The 19,667-nt window shown below is 60.9% G+C and carries 20 protein-coding genes and 2 pseudogenes; 11 read left to right on the top strand and 11 right to left on the bottom strand.

From position 1 onward, the window contains the following. Positions 1 to 93: 93 nt before the first annotated feature. From QJT78_RS12860 to QJT78_RS12835, 6 genes are read left to right on the top strand one after another with little or no spacing between them, the layout of a single operon-like run. Entirely contained in the window at positions 94 to 2,601 is a 2,508-nt protein-coding gene (locus tag QJT78_RS12860) for an alpha/beta hydrolase (RefSeq protein ID WP_038944142.1), read from the top strand. Between the two features lie 9 nt (positions 2,602 to 2,610). Continuing rightward, a complete protein-coding gene (locus QJT78_RS12855) occupies positions 2,611 to 3,474 on the top strand; it encodes an alpha/beta hydrolase (RefSeq protein WP_028147821.1) in 864 nt (287 codons plus the stop codon). Positions 3,475 to 3,501: 27 nt separating this feature from the next. Continuing rightward, positions 3,502 to 3,852, top strand: a complete 351-nt coding sequence (locus tag QJT78_RS12850) for a phasin (protein WP_028147820.1) — start codon at positions 3,502 to 3,504, stop codon at positions 3,850 to 3,852. 49 nt (positions 3,853 to 3,901) lie between these two features. Further along, entirely contained in the window at positions 3,902 to 4,078 is a 177-nt protein-coding gene (locus tag QJT78_RS12845) for a hypothetical protein (protein WP_014495244.1), read from the top strand. A gap of 16 nt (positions 4,079 to 4,094) precedes the next feature. After that, the gene (locus tag QJT78_RS12840; protein ID WP_264653542.1) at positions 4,095 to 4,229 is read left to right on the top strand and encodes a hypothetical protein; all 135 of its coding nucleotides are present in this window, start codon (positions 4,095 to 4,097) and stop codon (positions 4,227 to 4,229) included. Between the two features lie 24 nt (positions 4,230 to 4,253). Then, on the top strand, positions 4,254 to 4,943 hold the full coding sequence (locus tag QJT78_RS12835) for a MarC family protein (protein WP_028147819.1): 690 nt from the start codon (positions 4,254 to 4,256) through the stop codon (positions 4,941 to 4,943). 20 nt (positions 4,944 to 4,963) lie between these two features. Here QJT78_RS12835 and QJT78_RS12830 read toward each other — a convergent pair. Together QJT78_RS12830 and QJT78_RS12825 are read right to left on the bottom strand one after the other, a co-directional pair. Further along, positions 4,964 to 5,093 (bottom strand): annotated as a pseudogene (locus QJT78_RS12830) (transcriptional regulator); the annotation flags it as partial. 48 nt (positions 5,094 to 5,141) lie between these two features. After that, positions 5,142 to 6,644, bottom strand: coding sequence for a multicopper oxidase family protein (locus tag QJT78_RS12825; RefSeq protein WP_240537671.1), 1,503 nt, complete (start codon positions 6,642 to 6,644; stop codon positions 5,142 to 5,144). A gap of 601 nt (positions 6,645 to 7,245) precedes the next feature. On the opposite strand from QJT78_RS12825, the gene QJT78_RS12820 reads away from it, so the two are divergent. The 3 genes from QJT78_RS12820 (at position 7,246) to QJT78_RS12810 (ending at position 9,359) form a co-directional block, all read left to right on the top strand. Continuing rightward, positions 7,246 to 8,637, top strand: coding sequence for a site-specific integrase (locus tag QJT78_RS12820; RefSeq protein WP_080586693.1), 1,392 nt, complete (start codon positions 7,246 to 7,248; stop codon positions 8,635 to 8,637). Positions 8,638 to 8,700: 63 nt separating this feature from the next. Then, positions 8,701 to 9,048, top strand: coding sequence for a hypothetical protein (locus QJT78_RS12815; protein WP_157790276.1), 348 nt, complete (start codon positions 8,701 to 8,703; stop codon positions 9,046 to 9,048). Between the two features lie 119 nt (positions 9,049 to 9,167). After that, the gene (locus QJT78_RS12810) at positions 9,168 to 9,359 is read left to right on the top strand and encodes a hypothetical protein (protein WP_157790274.1); all 192 of its coding nucleotides are present in this window, start codon (positions 9,168 to 9,170) and stop codon (positions 9,357 to 9,359) included. Positions 9,360 to 9,782: 423 nt separating this feature from the next. Here the strand turns inward: QJT78_RS12810 and QJT78_RS12805 are convergent, their stop codons facing one another. From QJT78_RS12805 to QJT78_RS12765, 9 genes are all read right to left on the bottom strand, one after another. Beyond that, the gene (locus QJT78_RS12805) at positions 9,783 to 11,015 is read right to left on the bottom strand and encodes a biotin/lipoyl-binding protein (RefSeq protein ID WP_038937351.1); all 1,233 of its coding nucleotides are present in this window, start codon (positions 11,013 to 11,015) and stop codon (positions 9,783 to 9,785) included. Then, positions 11,008 to 11,526 (bottom strand): hypothetical protein, encoded by a 519-nt coding sequence (locus tag QJT78_RS12800; protein WP_038937352.1) that lies wholly within the window; start codon positions 11,524 to 11,526, stop codon positions 11,008 to 11,010. Before QJT78_RS12800 ends, QJT78_RS12805 begins: the two co-directional genes overlap by 8 nt. 733 nt (positions 11,527 to 12,259) lie before the next feature. Next, positions 12,260 to 12,760: a hypothetical protein gene (locus tag QJT78_RS12795; RefSeq protein ID WP_049807801.1), complete on the bottom strand. Its 501-nt coding sequence runs from the start codon at positions 12,758 to 12,760 to the stop codon at positions 12,260 to 12,262. A gap of 37 nt (positions 12,761 to 12,797) precedes the next feature. Continuing rightward, positions 12,798 to 13,010 (bottom strand): hypothetical protein, encoded by a 213-nt coding sequence (locus QJT78_RS12790; RefSeq protein WP_038944138.1) that lies wholly within the window; start codon positions 13,008 to 13,010, stop codon positions 12,798 to 12,800. An 11-nt stretch (positions 13,011 to 13,021) separates the two neighbouring features. Beyond that, complete coding sequence (locus tag QJT78_RS12785) at positions 13,022 to 13,423, bottom strand: hypothetical protein (protein WP_049807800.1); 402 nt, start codon at positions 13,421 to 13,423, stop codon at positions 13,022 to 13,024. Between the two features lie 12 nt (positions 13,424 to 13,435). Further along, positions 13,436 to 13,693 carry a hypothetical protein gene (locus tag QJT78_RS12780; protein ID WP_038953482.1) on the bottom strand — a complete coding sequence of 86 codons (258 nt, stop codon included), beginning with the start codon at positions 13,691 to 13,693 and terminating at the stop codon, positions 13,436 to 13,438. 83 nt (positions 13,694 to 13,776) lie between these two features. Beyond that, positions 13,777 to 14,403, bottom strand: a complete 627-nt coding sequence (locus QJT78_RS12775) for a hypothetical protein (RefSeq protein WP_157790272.1) — start codon at positions 14,401 to 14,403, stop codon at positions 13,777 to 13,779. 663 nt (positions 14,404 to 15,066) lie between these two features. Next, on the bottom strand, positions 15,067 to 15,936 hold the full coding sequence (locus QJT78_RS12770; RefSeq protein ID WP_038944135.1) for a helix-turn-helix domain-containing protein: 870 nt from the start codon (positions 15,934 to 15,936) through the stop codon (positions 15,067 to 15,069). Positions 15,937 to 16,351: 415 nt separating this feature from the next. Continuing rightward, complete coding sequence (locus QJT78_RS12765) at positions 16,352 to 16,615, bottom strand: helix-turn-helix domain-containing protein (protein ID WP_157791179.1); 264 nt, start codon at positions 16,613 to 16,615, stop codon at positions 16,352 to 16,354. A gap of 381 nt (positions 16,616 to 16,996) precedes the next feature. Between QJT78_RS12765 and QJT78_RS12760 the strand changes: the two are divergent. Continuing rightward, positions 16,997 to 18,433: pseudogene (locus QJT78_RS12760) on the top strand (IS1182 family transposase). 895 nt (positions 18,434 to 19,328) lie between these two features. Beyond that, positions 19,329 to 19,613, top strand: coding sequence for a hypothetical protein (locus tag QJT78_RS12755; protein WP_249169964.1), 285 nt, complete (start codon positions 19,329 to 19,331; stop codon positions 19,611 to 19,613). Positions 19,614 to 19,667 lie beyond the last annotated feature (54 nt).

Raw genomic sequence — 19,667 nt, 5'->3', positions numbered from 1 at the left:
ACGCAGGCCTGAGGATTCCATTGAGCTAAATCAAGCCTCAGGAGGAGGCCCAGCCTAGCGTTCGCGCAAAACACCGCCAGGAGGGAGTTCGTCATGAACGGGAGAAGCGCACTCAAGCGTTGCCTCGTCAGCCTCGTGTTGTTGCTGGTCGGCACCGCGCTCGCGGTCGCCCAGCCGTTCACGCGGCGCTCGTCACAGATGCAGCATGACGGGCTCAAAAAGACCTATGAGCTCGCGAACTTCCGGCTCGGCGGCAAGTACGACCTGGCCAATCCCTCCAAATGGGAGAATGGCGGCGAGGGCGGCGTGACGCTGGAATCGCTCGGAGCGGGCAAGCTGCGTACCGGATACATCGCGATCGGCAACGCGCGGCGCAATGCCGCCGGCGAGATCACCAATGCGGTCGTGATCAATTCCTATTATTCCGGCGATTCCACCGACATGTACGAACAGTGGGTCAAGGGCGCTGCCCTGTCGGGCGGCGTCCCGATCATCGGCCCTGGACGGCCGATCGACACCGATCGCTACTACGTCATCATGGTCGACCCGCTCGGCACGTGGGGCGCCAGCAAACCGTCCGACGGCCTCGGCATCAAGTTTCCGCAGTACAGCTACTACGACATGGTGCAGGCGAACTACCGCCTGCTGCGCGACGAGTTGAAGGTCGCGCGTGTCGCGCTTGTCACGGGCGTCTCCATGGGCGGCACCCAGACCTATGTGTGGGGGGTCATGCATCCCGAATATATCGGCGCCCTGATGCCGATCGGCGGCACCACGCAGTCGGACGGCGACGACCCCGTCGGCAACTGGACCTTCCAGATGATGACGGCCGCGATCGAGGGCGATCCGGTCTGGCAGGCGACCAAGGGCGACTATTACAAGCTGCCCAAAGAGAAGCATCCGGTGCCGGGCGTGGCGTTCGGTTGGTCGATCCTCGGAATGACAGGCTACGACTTTGCCTACCGGACCACCCAGAATTGGGCCGCAGTGCAGCCTGAGATATTTTACTGGGATGCGCCGAACGAGAAGGCGGGACTGAACGTCATCAATCGCGCCAAGATCTACGACGCCGTTGATCTCGTCTGGCGCAACCGGGTCGGTGAGACCCATAACGTCAATCCCTATCTCGGCCGCATCCAGTCGCGTACGCTGGTGATGCACATCACCAACGATCTCTGGCTGAACTTCAAGCTGGCCCAAGAAGCCGTTGATCGCGTGCCGGGCGCGGATCTGATCGCGCAGGAGAGCCCGGTCGCCCATTACGGCGTGTTCCCGATCATCAACCAGCGCAAGAACGATCCGAAGTTCGTCGCTTTCATGGACGACGTCGCGGCTCTCGATCGCGCGGGGATGTTCGTCGACAAGAATTATCGCGTGCCGGGCGTCGCCCAAAACATCGATCCGAGCAAGTCCTTCTGGAAGGACTTCGTGACCTATCCCTATCCGGTCAAATACGCCAACGCCAAGGACAAGATCGGCAACACCTGGCAGATCGGTTACATGGATGAGTATGCCGGCGCCGACAAGGATCCCAAGGTCCTCGTCATCATCCACGGCAAGGGCGCATTCGGCGGGCACTATGGCAACATCATGCAATATGCGCTGCGGAGTGGCTTGCGTGTGATCGTGCCGGACTTGCCGAACTACGGCATGTCCGGGCCCGGTAATCTCGATAAGAGCCCGGCGCGCACCATGCAGGATATGCGCGAGGTCATCTACGACCTCGTCGTAAACCAGCTTGGCGTCAAGAAAGCCTATTATCTCGGCCACTCGCTGGGCGGTCAGTTCGTCACGGGGTACGCCCTGACCTGGCCGGATGCGGTGCAGGGCCTCGCGCTCGAAGCACCATCCGGACTCGAGGAATACCCGCGCGACATTACGATCGCGAAAGACAAGAAGGCACCTCTGTTCCAACCGGGACTCGGTCGCGACTTCGACAAGTGGAAGCAGATCTGGGACCAGACCGGCATCCTGGCGGCGGAGAAGGCCCGCGACGAGCAGAACATTCGCGACTTTTTCTATTTCAAGAAGCGCGACCCCGACACCGGCGTGGTGTCGGCGGCGAAGAGCGGCTACTTCTTCAGCGACAGCGAATATGCGCGATTCCATACCGAGCAGCGCGTCGGGCTTACCAAGGGCAACCCCAAGGAGCTCGAACAGTGGTGCAACGTCTTCATCTTCGACATCTACACGATCGGGGCCGAGCTCCAGCAGGATGATCCGAAGAACCTTTACGAGCGGGTCACCCAGATCAAGGCGCCGATCTTCCTCGCCTTCGGTGACAAGGAGCCGTTCATCCCGACGCCCGCTTTCAACGGGCTGACCGATCTCGGACGCGACGTCATCACGCCGTTCATGACGCGCATGAGCAATGCCGGCAACCGGCCGATGCTCAAGATCTATCCGGAAACCGGGCACTTCATCCATACCGACAATCCGGTGGAATATTCCGCCGATGTCGTGGACTTCGTCACGAAGGGAACGGTCGATACCTCTTCGCCCCTTGGCACAGATCGCATGATCAAGGGGTCCTTGGTATCCGCCCTGCCAGTGGCGCCGACACCTCCCGGTGCGGCACCAACCGCCGGTCTCAACAAATAGGATCGGTCTATGCCACGGGTGCAGGCGGGTGAAATCGAGCTTGGCTGGCGGGAGTGGGGCCGAGGCGAAGTGACCGTCGTCTTCATCCACGGCAATCTCGCCAGCAAGGACTGGATCGAGCTCGCCGCGCCGCTGTTTCCAACGGGCCTGCGCGTCATCGCCATCGACTGGCGCGGCTGCGGGGACAGCGACCGGCCGAAGCCTGCCGCCGATTATTCGAACTACTCCATGCAGCAGCATGCCGAGGACATGCTGGCGGCACTCGACAGGCTCGACATCGGCTATTGCCATCTCGCGACGCATTCGACCGGCGGCATCATCGCCGCCCGCATGCTCTTGATGCAGCCGCAGCGTTTCGGGCGCGTGTTCGCGCTCGATCCGGTGACGCCGCTCGGCATGTCTTTCAATGCCGATCAGATCGGCCTGTTTCGGGCAATGATGGCGAGCAAGGACCTGACACGGACGATCATGGCGACCGCGGCGTCCTCGCTGTTCGTGCCCGAGAGCATGGCGCCGAACGCCGTGCCTCGATTTCGGGACGGATTGAAGGACATCCAGGCGTTGTTCGACCGCATCATCGAGCAGACCTTTGGCGTCTCCGAGGGCATCTGGATCGGAACGCCGGTCAACCTCACGAAGGAAAGAGAGAGCAGAGAGCTCGAGCGCCGCATGCCGGAGCTGAAGCATCCGCATCTGGTGCTATGGGGCGAATGGGACGGCTGGATTCTGCCAGCCGATCTTCACGTCATGGCCGATGCGATGCCGGATTGCCGCCTCGTGATCGTGCCTCGCGTCGGGCACTCGATGAATCTCGAAGTACCCGCGCTCTACGCCGGCTATTTCGGCGCCTGGTTCGGAGGACTTACCGCATAACTGCTAACACCTGAAGGGAGAGACGTCATGGCAGACATCAATCTATCGGCAGATAACGTCCGTGCGGCGATGACCGAGGCACTTGGCCGCCTGCGCAAGGCCAACGCCGACTATTTCGAGATGCTTGAGAAAGGGATCAGTTCGTCGCCACTGCCGATCGCGAACCAGGCGAAGGAGTTTTGCAGTTTCATGCAGCGCAATGTCACAGCGACCCTGGACCTCAGCGACAAGCTGATCCATGCCAAGGACGTACAGGACGCGCTCAAGCTTCAAGCCGATTTCTTCCAGGAGCAGATGCGGGCCCTGACCGACCAGACCAAGACCATGGGTGAGGCGGCGATGAAGGCGGCCGGCGGCATGTTCAGTCCGAAGAGCTGAGACTGCAACCACGGTACCGACAGACGCGGTAGCGTCAGAAAGGTCTGGTATGGCCGAGACCAACAAGCTTTCTGTCGAAAAGGCACTCCAGAAGTTGCTTCGCGACGAACCCTTGGAAACGGCGAGCGAGCAACGAGACGAAAAAGCCGAGGCGCTCAGGGAGGAGATCAAGCGCATGCGCGCGCAGAGATCGCGTCTTGAGCGATCACCCGGCAAGGGCAAGTGAGATCCGGTTTGATCGGATGATGTCCCGGTTTTTCGTCGGCATGCTGGCCAGTGTCGCCAACCGCTGGTCGGTGGCCGTGCTGTTCGAGGTTCTGCGCAAGACGCTCGACAATTTGGCCGATTTCAAAGCGCCCGGCTTCACATGCCCGTAAGCCGAAGAGCGGAGCGGGCGCAGCATGCGTGATATCGCCACATCGAGGCTCGTTGCCGATTTCCTGTTCGGCTTCGGCGCGCTGTTCGCGATCATCAATCCCTATGGACTGGCCTTCATCTTCCTCGACAAGACGAGAGGTCTTTCGGAAGACGAGCGCGCGAGCCTTGCGCTGCGGGTTGCCGGGTATGCCTTCGCGGTCCTGCTGGTGTCGCTGTTTCTGGGCAGCCAGATCCTCAACTTCTTCGGCGTGACCATCCCGGCGCTTCGGATTGCCGGCGGCCTCGTAGTCGCAGCGACAGGCTGGTCCATGCTCCACGCGCCCTCGGGCCCGGCCGGACCTCACGAGGTCTCGTCCCCAGATCATGCGACCATGAAACGCATGGCCTTCTTTCCCCTCACAATTCCGCTGACGACCGGGCCGGGAACGATCGCGACAGCCATCGCGATCGGGATTAGCCGGACCAGCAGCCTCGATGCGATGTTCCAGTCATCGATCGTTTCGCTTCTGGTGGCGTTCGCCGTCACCGCGGCGATCTACCACGCCTACCGGAAATCGAGCGCAATGGCGCGCCTGTTCGGCGAGGAGGGCACCAGCGTGGTGACGAAACTGTCAGCTTTCCTGCTGATCTGCATCGGCGTGCAGATCATCCTCACCGGCGTTTCCGAGGTCGCGCGGTCCATATTGGACAGCGCTCCGCGCGCTATCCAATAGGCGCTGCTCAAGATTGCAGGTTAAGCCTGTAGGTCGAGGCCCGCCAACTGGCGCCGGTTGAGCAGCACGATCTGACGCTGGGTATTGCCGACGAAGTCGAGAATGCCGGGCGCGCGATACAGTCTCCAAGGTCAGGCCGAGATAGTTGGCCCCGAAACGGAAGATGTGTTGGTGACCTAATCGCCGAATTCCGGGCTTTCAAGCGACGACTTCGATGACGCCCATCATGCCCTTGTCTTCGTGATCGACTGCATGACAATGGTAGACAAATCGGCCGACGATTGCTGGATCGGTGAACGGAATGACGACCTTGAGGGTGCCAGGTCTCTGGTCCGTTGCTGGCGGCACCGAAAAAGTGTCGCGCAGACTGTCATCGTGCCAGGAAGCGCCGCCTACTTCCGTCACCAGGAAGGGTGTCTGGTGAATATGGAAGCTGTGATACTGCTGATCCGTGTTGATCACCGTCCACTCTTCGGTATCGCCGAACTTGACAGTTTGGTCGGTGCGCGCCTCGTCGACAACGCGGCCATCAATCATGAATATCTTGCGGTCGGTGGTGCGCGAATAAGATAGCGTTCGGCGCCGCGCGATCGACGCGATACGAACGTCGTTGATCCATTGCGGCCCAGTGCCCCGCTGGCGAAAGATATCATCGTCGATCTTCGCACTCTGCAACAAACCGCTGGAATGGATGACTGCCAGTTGCCGCACCGGTTCCGGCGGCCGCCAGGCTTCGTTCTGAAAAGAAATGGTTCGCATCGGGTATTCGCCTGCGGACGGACCGATGACAATGGCGTCAATCCGCTCGCCGGGGCCAATGAAAAGTTCGGTCATCTTGCGTGGCTGCGACAAGGCGTGCCCATCGGTTGCCACGACGTAAAGCGGCATGCCCTCAATACGCAATTTGTAGAAATCCGATGCTCCGATGTGCGCAATGCGCCAAAACTGCATTTCGCCGGCGCGCATGGAGATGGCGGGATTGATCTGACCATTGATCGAAACTATTTCGCTTTCGTCGTCACACTTGAAGTGCTTGATCAGAAGGAAGCGTTCCGGCAATCCGTGCAGCAGCGGGAAAAGTTCGTCAATGCCATCGACGACCAGAGCACCGGACATGCCGCCAATGATTTGATTATTGACGAACCCGTGCGCATGGGGGTGGTACCAGAACAAGCCCGGACTTTGCCGGCCGAACGCCGGAATGCGCACCTGGTATTGGAATGTTTCGCCGGGTTGAACGTGGACGAATACATTATCGCTGTTGCCTTGCGGCGAGACGCTCATGCCGTGAAAGTGCAGGTTCGACGCGGTGCCGACACCGGCACAAATAGGACCCAGATAGCCAGGGCGATCGAGCTCGGAGTTCAAATTGTTACGGAAAGAGATCCGCAGCGTGTCGCCCAGGCGTGCGCGTAGCGTCGGCGGCACATAAGCACCATTGTAGAGCAGTCCGGTAAACGCGCGATCGCCGAGTTGCACCGATCCGGGCGCTGCCGCAATCGTCGTATCGAGGACGCCGTTGACGCTGTGCATCTCGGGCGGCTGGATGAGCGGCTCGGGCGTTGGCGCTCTAGGCTGCGAACGCGCCCCCGGCATCGATGGGCCAAGCGATAGCAGACCTCCGGCCGCAGCCGTCGCGCCAAAGAAACGACCGGCGGTCTTGATGAACAGGCGGCGGTCGAGCGTCGAGGACTGGCGCATTGCGTCCCTCATCACGCGCATGGCTACCGGAAGACGATCTTAGGTCTCTATCGGGCCAAATTGTATTCTGCCATCTGCGTGTGAGCCGGATGGCGGTGGCCAGTTAGCACGTGCCGAGACTTACCGCTTGTCACAGCTTCTTGTAGCCTCCCCTCGCAATTTGCCCTGGCCTTGCTGGGACCCGCACGTCTGCTTTTGCGCCGTTACGGGGGACAAGCGGACATCAACAATTTCGGCCGCAAAGCAGCACGCCTCTTTACTGGACGCCGGCTTCCACCGACTTCCAATCTCTGGGCGCTCGCCATTTGCCATGTCTTCTTGCCCGCCAGATGCAGCACTTGGCGCGCGACTTTCCTCGCCCGGTGCCAAGCCGGGGGACCGGATCGAAACTGTCGGTATAACTTGTTGATTGTGCTTAAGGTTTGGCGGAAGGGGTGTCCGCCGAACTAGCCTTTAAGGCGGTTTGCCTGGGTCCGTAGATGTTTGCGGCGGCGCTTATTTTATAGGGTATTCTTGTTGCTACGGTCTTTCTCCGTTTGCTGTCGTCCGCTACAATCCGGCACAAGTGCTAGGGCAGGTGCTAGGGCAGGTTAGGGGAGCGATGGTGCGGAAAATCAACAGGCTGAACGCCAGATCAGCGGCAACTATGAACCAATTTGGACGGCACGCCGACGGTGGCGGCCTGTACCTGTCGATCTCACCGAACGGTGGCCGGCGGTGGGTGTTCCTGTATCGCTGGCACGGCAAGCCGACTGAGATCGGCTTCGGATCGGCCCCTCGCGCGGCCGCGCCTGACGTTCCCGCGCGTGCCGGCGTCACGCTGGCGGATGCGCGGGAGCTTGCCGCCCAGGCACGCGCGCAGCTGGCGAAAGGTGTCAATCCAAAGGACGCGCGGAAGGCCACCGCAGGCTCTACATTTGGTGAGTGCGCCGAGGACTACATCGAGGCCAACCGAGCCGGCTGGAAGAATGACAAGCATCTCGACCAGTGGCGCATGACATTGTTGGGCATCGGACCCAAGGGGGAGCCGGCGAAAAACGACTACTGCAAGTCGATCCGCGGCCTTGCCGTTGACGCGGTCACCGACGTTCACGTGATGAAGATCCTGCAACCGATCTGGAACACCAAGACAGAGACCGCAAACCGGATTCGGGGACGGATCGAAAAGGTGCTCGACCGGGCCAAGGCTTTGAAGCTGCGCTCGGGGGAGAACCCGGCACGGTGGGTTGGGCATCTCGATCAGCTCTTGCCGAAGAAGTCTCAGGTCGCGCCCGTCAAGAACTACCCGGCGCTGCCCTATCAGCAGATGCCGGAGTTTATGACGGAGCTGCGCCAGCGCGAGGGTATTGCCGCGCGCGCACTCGAATACACGATCCTGACCGCCGCCCGGACGAGCGAGACGGTCGGCGCAACACGGACCGAGATTGAGCCGAAAGAAAAGCTCTGGACGGTCCCCAAGGAGCGCATGAAGGGCAAGAAGGGAGCGCGCAAGCGCGATCACGTCGTCCCACTCACCCGTCAGGCCATCGCGATCCTCGACGATCTGCCCACGGATGCCGATTACCTGTTTCCGGGTGGTAATCAGGGCGAGGCACTGAGCAACGCCGCTATGGCCGCTGTTATCGACCGCATGAACGAAGACCGCGCCAAGGCGGGGTTACCTAAATGGGTCGATCCGCAGCAAGGCAATCGAGAGGTTGTCCCTCATGGCTTCCGCTCGACCTTCAAGGATTGGTGCAGCGAGGTGACGTCGTATCCTAACGACATGTCCGAAATGGCGCTGTCGCACACGCTGCCCGACAAGGTCGAAGCTGCCTATCGGCGCGGCGACATGCGGGAGAAGCGCCGGCAAATGATGGCGGCCTGGGCGACGTTTTGCTCAACGCCGAAGGCCAGCAAAGTGGTGCAGTTCAGCGGCAAGAAAATGACCGCTGACGGTCGGGGAGTCGTGTTGGACGTCGAAATTTTGGATTGCGCGCGATCCGCGCTATGAACGGCGGGCCCGGCCGGCGCTTGCAACACCGGCCAGGGCCCTAGCTCAAACCATGAGGTGATCATGACCCAAGCTGCCGACGACAATACGGACGAACACCCGTTTTATCCACCCATTCGACCGGTGCTCTCCCTGTTCGTCTTTCTGAATTCATTCCGCAATGAGCTTCTCGCCCGCCAGCGCGCACCGATCAGACGGCGCGCGTCGGCGACTGGGCGATTGCCGAGGTATGTCGAGCGGAACCCTCGTAATGGGAAGCTGGCGTTTCGCGTGTACCCAGGCAGCCCGCGCACTCCGCTGCCCAGCAATCCGACGACGCCGGAATTTCGTCGCGCCTACAATGCGGCCTTGGTCGACGCGATCGCCTCGGAGAAGGACGAGCGCATTTCCAAAAGGAGCCGGGGAGGGTGACAAAGTCGTATCGTCCCCCGAAGGGCTGGGCCCCCACGAAGAGGCACGCGCCGAATAGCGCCCGCTCAGCGAGACAGCACGAGCCTCTGACCATCGATCGCCTCGAGCGAGCGCTCGCGGTGTGTGCATACTTGATCGTGCAATATGGCGATCGCCTCACGCCGATCTACGACCGGCTGGAGCGCGAGCTGGCAGCCATGCGGGCGAACGATGACACGGTGGTCCGCGCCAAACGGCTTTTGGCGAGCTACGGCGGCCAGCGTGCACGCTTCTCGCTCGCGCCGCCGACCGCCGAAGTTTCGAGGTCGTAGAAGTGAGGAACGGGGCATCCAACCGGGTTCAGACAGCGCCTCGTTCTTGCGGTCACTCCCTGAGGGCGGACGCTCCATCCGCCGCAGCGGAGACCCAGGCTACTGAATTCGATCGATAATCCTGTCGACAGCGCACCGCCGCCCTAACGGCTGTCCTAGCGCCGACTGATGGCCGCTCTGCCGCGCTCATTTGGGCTGCGACTCCATATCTGCCGTTCAGAGGGCTTGCCGGAGTCCGCTATGCGCCGATAGCGACCAAAGTTTGCAGCGCAGCTAAATGACGCGATGGGCCATTTCCAGACATCCACCGCGCAAACGCGTCATAAACGACGCAATTTTAATTGCGTCGCATTACCACCACTCAAATCAGACTGATTTTGCAGATCGCGGCTACGTTGTTGCCAGCAGCGTTCATACACAAACTCAATGTCCGCTCAACACCAGCGTCTTGATCGGCAGCACCAGGGCCTGAATCCGCAACAGCAACGCGTGGACAAATCCGGTCGCATCGACGACATGCAACGCGAAGCTCTTGAACGAACCGAGTTTCCCAGACGAGATCAGTTCGTGATTACTGGTGTAGGCATTGGCGATACAACTGCTGCCGGGCGTCACGCCTTCCAGGCCGCCCTTGTAGAGCGGCTCCATGAAAACGAGAATGCTGCCCGGACGCACATTGTTCTGCGCCTCAATCAGTTGTTCGCCGCCCCTGAACTGGCCCGCCGCGATGTAGTCCTGCACGTTGGTAACCACCATCGGAATAACGACCCACGGCTTGGAAATACAGGTGGCCTCGGCCACCATTCCGACCTTCATGACCTGAGCCTCGATCTGCCCAAACCCTGCCATGAGAGCCCTCCGTCCCGCGCCCTCCGGAATCAGAACGCCGGCCGTCCGTATCATTGGATTGACGATATCACCCGGCCTCAGTCCGAACTGCTCGACCCGCCCATCGACACCGGCGCGAATAAAGGTCTTGTCCAGATCAACCTGCGCTTCGGCCAGTGCCGCCTCTGCGGTCGCCTTCTCCGCCGGCAGTAGAGCGCTCAGCCGCGTCATCGCGGATTGTTTGGAAGCAGTCGCAGCGTCGAGAGCGCCCTGGCGACCCGCGACGGCCACACCAAGCTTTTCGATGTCGCGTTGAGGAACAATGCCGGGATTACGCTTCTGCAATTCGCTTTTGGTGTCGAGTTCGTCCTGCGCCTGCTGCAGCGAGCCTTTTGCCTCCTGAAGCTGACCTTCCGCCTTCATGACATCGGCCTGCGCCGACAGCATGGCGGCATCGATTTCGGCGACTTTTCGTTTGGCTGTCGACAGCGTTGCTTCCTGCTTGGTGCTGTCAAGTCGGAAAAGCACTTCGCCTTGCTTGACGGGCCCGTTGACATCGATGTGAACCTCAGCGACCCGGCCGGTTACTTCGGACATAATCGGGACGGTCCGATAGTACAACGTCGCCGACGTAGTCGACGGATGAAAGTAGAAGATCATCGTGATCAGCGAGACCGTGAGCATCAGGCAAGCGACGATGCCAAATCGCAGCTCGTACCAGACGGAATAGAGCGTGATCTCGTGGCCGATCCGCTTGCCCTGCCGATAGCGGCGATAGAGATAGTCCGGAAGGATCGTGAGGGTGGCGCAGAGGAGAAGTTCAAGCATGGCCGGGTCCCCCTCGCTTAAGATCGCGCTGGATCTTGCTCTTGATCTCGTCCACGGCAGCGGTGGTCTTCAGTGTGCTGTTGGCGGCGCCCGGCTTCGTCGCGTCAGGCACGCCGGTACCAGCGTGAGCAGCGGTCTCACTTGGCGGCTCAGTCGGGTCTTCCTCAGGCGGAACGCCCGCCATCTTTTCGACCGATCCCGCAATCCTGCGCAGCGGCGAGCTGAAATCCGGCAGGTCAACCATGGCAAGAAAAAGCCCGATCACCCAAAAAAGGTGGTTGTGCGTAAACAGCGCCAGCAGGCACAACACAGCCACGATTTCAAATTGGAACTTCTGCGACTTGTGGGCCATCCGCTCGGGCAGCGAGTGCAGGTGCAAATAGAAGATACCGACCATGAGAACGGCGAAGATCAGAAAAATGCCGACGCCCACCATAAGGGGATCTGTGTCGCTGGGAGCAGTGATGAAGCCGGGTAGGTGATGGGGTCCGGCCGGATGCAGGTCGCTCACGTACTCCTCCTCCTCCCGAACACCGGGCTTGGTTCCCTGCATCCTTGCACAATGAAGGAACTTGGCAAGCCCGGCTTGCAGCGCAGGGGCAACGACCTTGCCGGAGGTTCGCTAGGAACTAGCGGGCTTCGAATCTCCGTGAGTGTGACAGTGTGGCCTTCGCCGCCTCTTTGTCCTGGTTCGGTTTCTCTTCGGACGATGTCTTGCCCTGACGGTGGGGGTGAACCAAGAGGACGCCTTTGAGATAAGTCAATAAAAGAAGATCCGAATCTGGATGGGTTGGAAAGAGGCGGCACTGGCCGAAACAATCTCGCGGCCATTAGGCGGGGCCGTTTGAACGGAGGGCCGCTATGGGTCATTCGCGACCGGGTCGAGCCAGTAGCAAGTCCGGCCGGGCCCGCTATGCCGCCAAAAGCGGAAGTACCCGCGCGGCTCAGATCCGACGGTGCCCGTGCCCAATGGCTGCCACAGCACTCGCCGGCTGGCGCGATCGTTGGCGACGCCGGACGCGACGACGGCGATTTTCAAAGTAAGCTTCAGGTTGGGCGCGGGCCTGCTCGATCGCCTGGGCAGCATGAGCGGGATCATCGAATAGGCCAACATGGCGGCGCTTCGATCCGATTTTGATCTTGGCGGTCCACTTATTGCGCTGCCGATTCCAAGAAACGCCCTCGTATCCGGATTTGATGCTTTTGCGCGATCTATTTGGCAGCCAGGCTGGTGATGCATGCGGTCAAGGTCGCAGTCGCCCGGTATATTTGAGGAATCGGAGTGCCAATTGCTGGAAGGGGCGCGGCGCGTTCGGTGCGCGCACCATAGTGACCGGCGGCGCGATGATTGCCGCGGCCTCGGCCGGCGCAGTGGCTGCGGTGACTGCTTCGCCGGCGGCGCTGGCGAGCGCGTCGCTGAGCTGCGCGAGATCGGCGGCGGCTGGAGGTGTGCTCGCGCCGGGCTGGCTGGCGACCTCACTGAAGGCCGCGGCGGGCGCCCGGTCGTGTGCCTGGTGCGCGACGCCCGATGCTACCAGCTTGGCCAGCTTGTCGCGGGCGCGCAGACGCTTTGCTACCTCCGACTGGCACTTCCGGCACTGCCGCTTGAAGTGGCCCGGCTTCGTCGATTTCGCGAGCTTCGTATTTTCTGGCGTGTATGCGTGGCCTTGGGGGCAGTGCGTCTTGCTCGATTGGAAGCGGTTGCAAATGATCCCGCTGCGCTCTCTTGGGCTTGGCGGATCCACTCTCCGCCGCATCTTGACCGCAGGACAATGAAATCAATCAGCAATTCTGACGGGGCGGCATCGGTGCCCTAGCGGCTGCCCCCACAACCGGCGACGGGTCGACCAATGGGCCGCCATAGTCGCGGCCAAGCCGGGCGAAGATCAGAGCGAGGATCTCCTCCGGGTCCCTCTGGACGGCGATCGGCCTGAAGTCGGCCTCGACGATTGGTGCGCCAGGGTCCCTGAAAATATGGCCAGGCTTTTTGAGCATGATTGCGCCTCTCAATCGCGGCAGGCCGATGTGGTCCAGGCCGGCTGTTCTTCCGGAACGTCCGCGTATTCGTCACCCTCGGGCTTCTCAGGTGTCGAACCACGCGGCAATCCACCGATGACCTCAACGGTGATGTGCGTTCTTTCCGCCGGGGCGTCCGTGGTCGGAAGGCGTTTGGCGTGAAAGTAGGGCGCCGCATCCCGTGCGATGGCGGCGGCTGCCCGAAGGTGTTCGCTCCGCTTTCGAGCGCTCGTGCTCTTGTTGGCGAGCCGCCAAAACTCCCTCATCGCGCCCAGCAATACGTCGGCTGGTGTCTCGCCGCTCGCCTGGGCTTCCAACTCCCGCGCCGCGCTGGCTTTGTTGGGAATTCCTCTCTTGCGACCAGCGCCGGGCCGCTTGCCGCCGTGCGCCATGTTGATTCTTTTTCAACCGGGGCTGGCGAGGATCGTTGACCCTGCCTGCTGGTGAGGCGGCTCAAGTCGGCGCAGTCGAAGCTCGCTTCCGGCATCGTCCAGCAACCGGCAGTCCGTGCGGCAATTGAGCCACTTCAGCATTCCGCGCACCCAGGCGTCACACAGGTCCGCGTCGCTCAAGTCGCGCATTCGACGACCGCGCTGGATGTAGGTGCGATCGAGGCAGTCGCGGGCTATCGAGATATCCAGCTCCAGCGCTTCATCATTCATTTTCGCCTCAGGGTGTCTTTTCTCGCGCCTGCCTGTTCCGCCACTGCGTTGCAGCGGCGGAACGTTTCGTCATCGCCGCTCGGTTACGCTCCAGCGCCGGCCCATCTTGGACCAATGCTCTGGACGTGACGGACGGGGCGCGAGAGCTGCTTGAAGATCGTACCGTTGCCGATGAACTCGCGAGAGATATGGCCGCCGGGCATCGTTTTGGTGATCATCCGGTGCTGAAACTCCGGCATGCCGACCGGGCTCGTAGCTGCTGCCATCGCGTCGGCGCGGATGCCGTCGAGCGCGATGTCGAGCGCGGCTTGGTCCGCTGCAATGATCTGCAACTCCACTCCCTTCCAACGCGGTGAGTAGGGCTGCATCTTCCTATGCGTCCGAATTTTGTACGCCACGAGGTCTTCACCGGCCATGGGCGGCTCGGCCGCGCTACCCAATGCGCGCATGACGGAGTCGGCCTTGCTTTGGACATCGGCAAATTTATTGAGATCAGCCATCGGTCTCGTTTGGTTCTTCCGCAGATCGGCGACGGCCGACGTCAGCGCGCGGACATCGTGTCGGAAATCGTCGATACTGTCCGCTGCGACGCGCTCAGCCATCGTCCGATCGTCGTCCTTCTTGGCGTCGGACTTGAGCTGCTTCAGTTCGCCGGCAAGCTCGTCGTGCCTCGCGCCGATCGCGTCGCACTTCTTGCCGATCGCCGCCATGTCGGTGCGCAGGCCGTCGGCGACTTCCGTGATAGCTTTCAGGAGTTCTTCGGGGGTCATCTGATTTTTCCCTTTAGTGGTGTTGTGGGCGTCCCTGACGGATTGAACCTACATCGGATTATTGGAAAGCCAAAGTTTGGCTGTGAACATCCCTTGTTACCCTCGCAGGTTGATCTCTCTGCGCACATGTTGTTATGATCATCGCGCTGGAAATCTCCTGACAGTGGTGGTCAGCGTCGAGACCGCCCACCGCGTTCCCAAAAACCGGTGGGCGGTTTTTTGTACGGCTGAGCGACGGATGTACTCGATCAGCCACGGCCCCGGCGCGTGTGCCGATGCGCGCTGGGGTCGACGTCTACGACTCGTGGCGCATCGGCCCCAGCGTCATTGCGACGCGCTCTGTATTGTTTTCGGGACGGCGTTGAACTCGCTTATCCAGGCATAACCGTCCGGCTGCCTATAATTGCCGATGTGGTGTACCGACGTCACAATGAAGGTGCCTTGCTGCGCGGCGTTCTGGTTTTATCAGTGACGACATAGCCTGCTGCGAGTTGTTGATCAGCGTCTTCGGCATCTGGATTTCATCACCGATTTTCAGGTCCGCGCGTCATGGTTTTGAATGCGATCGACGGTGCCTGAATCCACGTGGGCTGACCGATCAGATCATTGAACGCGATCTGCTTTACGCCGGCCATTTGCGTGAATCTCCATTGATCCTGAGTATGGTGCGGTGACGGGCACGCGCGGCATCGGCCGCAGCGCTGTCACGCCGCCGGCCTCGTCCTCCAGATAGCTCTCGAAGCATGCCAGCCAGTCACCAAGCGATGGCACGTCGGGGAAGGGAGTCTCGCGGAGAAAGGCGGCCGCCGTGTTGACGATGTCGTCGGCAGCATGCCCCTTGCGAAGCAGCGCGTGCCAATGGGGCAACTCGTCATCACCCCAAACGCTTTGCCAGTCCATGCGCCGCAGTTCTTCCCACGCTTGTGCCGCCTCCACTTGGCTCTGTCGGAAGATCCGCGGGCTGCGATCGCTGGACGCGGGAAGGGGGTTGGCAGTGATCGGGCTTGGCGCGGCCTTCTGCGGTTCATCAACCGCGCTTGCGTCCGCAGCGTCAGCTGCGAGACGAATGTTAGATTGTTCCTTGGTTGAATCCGTACTTGGTAGAAGATCAGTACTTAGTAGTGACCTGTTTTCAGGCAGCGGTGCTTCAGGCATCGGTCGCTCAGGCGACGGCGCATCGGGCAGGGCGAGCACGTCATAGTCGACCGTGCTCCATCGCCCCGTCTTGGCTACGCGCTCCTGAACCTTCCGGATGTAGCCGGCCGCGACCAATTCGTTGATTGCGTTGCGAACACGGTCCCGGCCGGATTTGAACCGCTTCGCTAGCTCGGTCTGCATCACCTTCCAGTCGCGCGGTTTACTCCGGAGATAGGTAAAGATGGCCAGCGCCTCGTAGCTAAGGCGCTCATCGCGGAAGCAGTCGTTAGCGATCATGGTGAAGTTACTGGTAGGGGTATAGCTCGCGATGGTCATTTCGCTTGGCTCCTAGATCTGTCGAGGAGCAACGAACGCGACTCTTGCTTTTCATCAGCGTGTCCGGCATGGTGCAACCCACTTGTGAGAGGGGTTTGCTCCTCGTTGTTTCGCGCCCGTCCCGGTTCACAGCGGGGCGGGCGTTTCTCTTTGTGCCGCTCCCGACGCGGCGGTTTCTGGGTCGCAAGGATGGCGCGGCGGAGACTGTCTCCGCCACGAAGCTGCGAAATCCCGCAGCAAATCGCATGTCTGATGATCCTGCCCCAACTTATGCCCCAACTTATGCCCCAACATAGAGAGGGTGCGTGGGTCATGCAGCACTGCGCTTGCTCTAATTCCCGAACGATGGTCGCGCGCCATGACGACGCGCCAGCGCGCATTCAGCTGCGCGACTAGGTTGCAACTGGTCACGACTTTACTCGGCGGCGATCAGTCGACGCTTGGGCGAAGGCGCGGCGGCCGTTCTAACCGGGGGCGAGCTTTCCCGGGGAAAGGTTTTTCGGGGTTCGCAGGCATTGCTAAATGAAGCGAGCGGAAGGCTTTCCAGCCAGGCGCGCAAGTCGTCGACTAATATCACGGTCTTTGTGCGGAGCTTGCGCGCACGCAGGGCGCCTCCCTGAAGTGCGAGATAAAGGCTGTTTCGCCCAACCCTCGCAACCACGCAGGCTTCGTCGATCATGAGCGCCATAGGTACTAAGTGCTGCGATGCTAGGGGCGCAATGCGCCGCGATATTGATCGCTTCGGTTGGTTGTCCATAGCATTGCCTCCGCCGCGCGGCCAAAACCGGCGGCTCATGATTATCAGCACACTGCTTTTCGGACGGGGACAAACAACCATAAAATTGGAGCGCGCGCCAGTCGGTAACAAGCAAAAAACTTGTGGCGAGGTCTTTCGCAATGTCAACGGTTCTGGGATCGTCGAGAGCGCGTACTCATAAAGGTCGGATTACGAACGCAAAGCGGAAGTCTGCCATCTTGAGCGTGATCGGCGGCTTGTGACCCTGGCTGTGTGAAAACGCCGTGCTGCTGTGATTCCCTCGTGATTCTGCGGGGGAAGCTGATGAGGCGCTTCGTTGAGCAGGCGGATCGTGGGCAATGCGCGCTATTGCCGGAATGCCTCGATGATTTCATTGACGAGAGCAGCCCTGTTCGCGTGATCGACGTGTTTGCCGATGCGCTCGATTTGGTTGAGATGAGCTTTGAGGGGGTGGAACCGGCGGCAACTGGTCGGCCGTCGTACCATCCTTCAGTTCTCCTCAAGCTTTATATCTACGGCTATCTGAACCGGGTGCAGTCGAGCCGGCGGCTCGAACGAGAAGCCGGACGCAATGTCGAGGTCATGTGGCTGTTGGGTCGGCTCGCCCCTGATCACAAGACGATCGCGGACTTCCGCAAAGACAATAGCCTGGCGCTGCGCAGGGTATGCGCTCGCTTCGTCGAACTCTGCCGCGAGATGGGCCTCCTCGCGACGGCGAGCGTTGCCATCGATGGCCGCAAGTTCAAGGCCGTGAACAACCGAGACAAGAACTTCACGCGGGCGAAGGTGCAACGACGGCGTGCCCAGCTGGAGGAGAGCGTCGCGCGCTATTTGAGCCAACTTGACACGGCCGACCGGCAAGAGCCGACAGAGGCACTGGCCGCGAAGGTGACGAGGCTGACCGAGAAACTGACGAAGCTGAAGGAGGAAATGGGCAAGCTTGCTGTTTACGAGAAGCAGATGCTGGCTTCGCCCGACCAGCAAATCTCCCTGACTGATCCCGATAGCCGCTCGATGGCAACTAGCGGCCGCGGGTCCGGCGTTGTCGGATACAACGTGCAAGTCGCCGTGGATACCGAGCACCATCTGATTGTCACGCATGAGGTAACGAACAGCGGCTCGGATCGGGCTCAGCTGGCCAATATGGCCAGGCAGGCGAAGGCTGTTCTCGAGAGCGCGACGCTCGAGGCCGTTGCCGATCGCGGCTACTTCAGCAGCCTGGAGATCCTCGCGTGTCACGAGGCTGGAGATCACGGTAACTCTGCCCAAGCCCCAGACGTCGGGTGCCAAGTCGGATGGCCGCTTCGGCAAGCAGGACTTCTATCTGCCAGAGGAGGACGCCTATCGCTGTCCAGCCGGGGAGCAATTGCCATATCGCTTTACGAGCGAGGAGGACGGCAAGCGGCTACGGCGCTACTGGACCACAGCCTGTCAAGACTGTTCGCTTAAACCACAGTGTACGACAGGACCAGAGCGACGGATTCCGCGATGGGAGCATGAGCATCTGCTCGAAGCTGTGCAGCAGCGCCTTGATGCAAACCCACAAGCCATGCGCCTGCGTCGCGAGACGGTCGAGCATCCGTTCGGCACGATGAAGCCCGCATGGGGGCGACGCACTTCCTCACCAAAACGCTTCCAAAAGTAGCCGCCGAGATGGCTCTCTCGGTCCTGGCCTATAATCTGACGCGGGTCATCAACATCGTCGGGACAAAGCCGCTGATGGCGGCGATCGTGGCCTGAGCCCGAACCGATCTTGGCTTCTCACCGACTTCCCCAGGAACGGTGTTTTTACACGACCAAGACCCTTACCGGACTCAAGAAGAGCATTTCACTAAGAACGCGGAACTTGAGCCATTCTCGATTAGTGGGTAGCGGTCGTTCGGTACCCGCTGGTCTCATACGCTCCACAGTCCCCAACGACCGTGCGGAGCGCGCGCCGAAAGGTTCACGGCGAAGCGAGCGCGGCTCGCTGGGTAAAGGGCAAGCAGCGTGCCACTCGTCTCGACCAGATTCCCTTCACGCACGCGACCTACTCAGCGAGGCTGCGGGGACTGTGAGCAAGATGATGACCTGGCAGTACACCAGGCTCAGCTACTTAGCTGTTCCCGTCGTAACTCCTGTCGCAGTCGTGTCTGCCGTCCCCGGTGCGCCTCCTCGCCGCACGTCGCGCGCGTCTCGGCGACCCTCCCGGCGCACTTGGCGCGCGTCACGACGATTTTCGCGGCGCTCGTGGCGTCCCTCACGTCGATCTTGACGCCTCTCCATGCCAGCGGTCTGCGCCTCGGCGTCGGGTACCATCAGCATACTCGGGAGCGCGGCTACTGTGGTCGCCAAGCCCAAGGAAGAAAGAAGCTTTCGTCGAGAAATCATGACTGCCTCCCTTGCTGGACTGCCCCAAGTTCAAAAGTCTACTCGCCTTTGCCGCCTTCGTCTTGATCTATGTCATTGGGCGGCAGCACTCTCAGGCTGACACCGCCCGGCATGCACGCGCATAGCTACGGCGTGTCTCCCGTTGGAGTGACGCGACGTTAGGCGAGCACCCCGATACCGGCGACTTGGCTTCACATCCGCCCTTGATCCAGATCAACGTCAACTATTCCTCGACGCTCATGCAATGTCAGCTGGGAGGATTACCATGAATGGGAAGCGTCTATGGATTGGATCGAGCACAGTTGCAGGGATTGCGGCCAGCGCTCTGTTGGGGCTCGCAGGTCTCTCTCTCTCCGCGGAACCGGCTCACGCGGTGATTTACTGCACGTATGTTGGTTATCCGGCGGGCTGCGTCGCGCGGGCCGGTGTCGTGCTTAGGCCTCGACCTGTAGCGCGCGCTGCAGTCCGTCATAATGCCGGTGGCAACTTAAACGTAAGCGCGTATTTTACCGCACAGGCTACGCGCGCGGCTGGCCGCGGCGTCGCGTGACGCCGGGCCCCAGCAGTGTCATCGGAACGGCTTGGTTGACCTGAGCGTTCGAAC

Source organism: Bradyrhizobium sp. Mp27, assembly GCF_029953005.1.
Classification (GTDB): Bacteria; Pseudomonadota; Alphaproteobacteria; order Rhizobiales; family Xanthobacteraceae; genus Bradyrhizobium; species Bradyrhizobium barranii.
This window is presented reverse-complemented; position numbering and strand designations above follow the sequence as displayed.

Coding starts and splice junctions, on each gene's coding strand:
- QJT78_RS12860 (WP_038944142.1), top strand. CDS start 94: ATGAACGGGAGAAGCGCACTCAAGCGTTGCCTCGTCAGCCTCGTGTTG.
- QJT78_RS12855 (WP_028147821.1), top strand. CDS start 2,611: ATGCCACGGGTGCAGGCGGGTGAAATCGAGCTTGGCTGGCGGGAGTGG.
- QJT78_RS12850 (WP_028147820.1), top strand. CDS start 3,502: ATGGCAGACATCAATCTATCGGCAGATAACGTCCGTGCGGCGATGACC.
- QJT78_RS12845 (WP_014495244.1), top strand. CDS start 3,902: ATGGCCGAGACCAACAAGCTTTCTGTCGAAAAGGCACTCCAGAAGTTG.
- QJT78_RS12840 (WP_264653542.1), top strand. CDS start 4,095: ATGATGTCCCGGTTTTTCGTCGGCATGCTGGCCAGTGTCGCCAACCGC.
- QJT78_RS12835 (WP_028147819.1), top strand. CDS start 4,254: ATGCGTGATATCGCCACATCGAGGCTCGTTGCCGATTTCCTGTTCGGC.
- QJT78_RS12825 (WP_240537671.1), bottom strand. CDS start 6,644: ATGCGCCAGTCCTCGACGCTCGACCGCCGCCTGTTCATCAAGACCGCC.
- QJT78_RS12820 (WP_080586693.1), top strand. CDS start 7,246: ATGGTGCGGAAAATCAACAGGCTGAACGCCAGATCAGCGGCAACTATG.
- QJT78_RS12815 (WP_157790276.1), top strand. CDS start 8,701: ATGACCCAAGCTGCCGACGACAATACGGACGAACACCCGTTTTATCCA.
- QJT78_RS12805 (WP_038937351.1), bottom strand. CDS start 11,015: ATGCTTGAACTTCTCCTCTGCGCCACCCTCACGATCCTTCCGGACTAT.
- QJT78_RS12790 (WP_038944138.1), bottom strand. CDS start 13,010: ATGCTCAAAAAGCCTGGCCATATTTTCAGGGACCCTGGCGCACCAATC.
- QJT78_RS12785 (WP_049807800.1), bottom strand. CDS start 13,423: ATGGCGCACGGCGGCAAGCGGCCCGGCGCTGGTCGCAAGAGAGGAATT.
- QJT78_RS12780 (WP_038953482.1), bottom strand. CDS start 13,693: ATGAATGATGAAGCGCTGGAGCTGGATATCTCGATAGCCCGCGACTGC.
- QJT78_RS12775 (WP_157790272.1), bottom strand. CDS start 14,403: ATGGCGGCGATCGGCAAGAAGTGCGACGCGATCGGCGCGAGGCACGAC.
- QJT78_RS12770 (WP_038944135.1), bottom strand. CDS start 15,936: ATGACCATCGCGAGCTATACCCCTACCAGTAACTTCACCATGATCGCT.
- QJT78_RS12765 (WP_157791179.1), bottom strand. CDS start 16,615: ATGATCGACGAAGCCTGCGTGGTTGCGAGGGTTGGGCGAAACAGCCTT.
- QJT78_RS12755 (WP_249169964.1), top strand. CDS start 19,329: ATGAATGGGAAGCGTCTATGGATTGGATCGAGCACAGTTGCAGGGATT.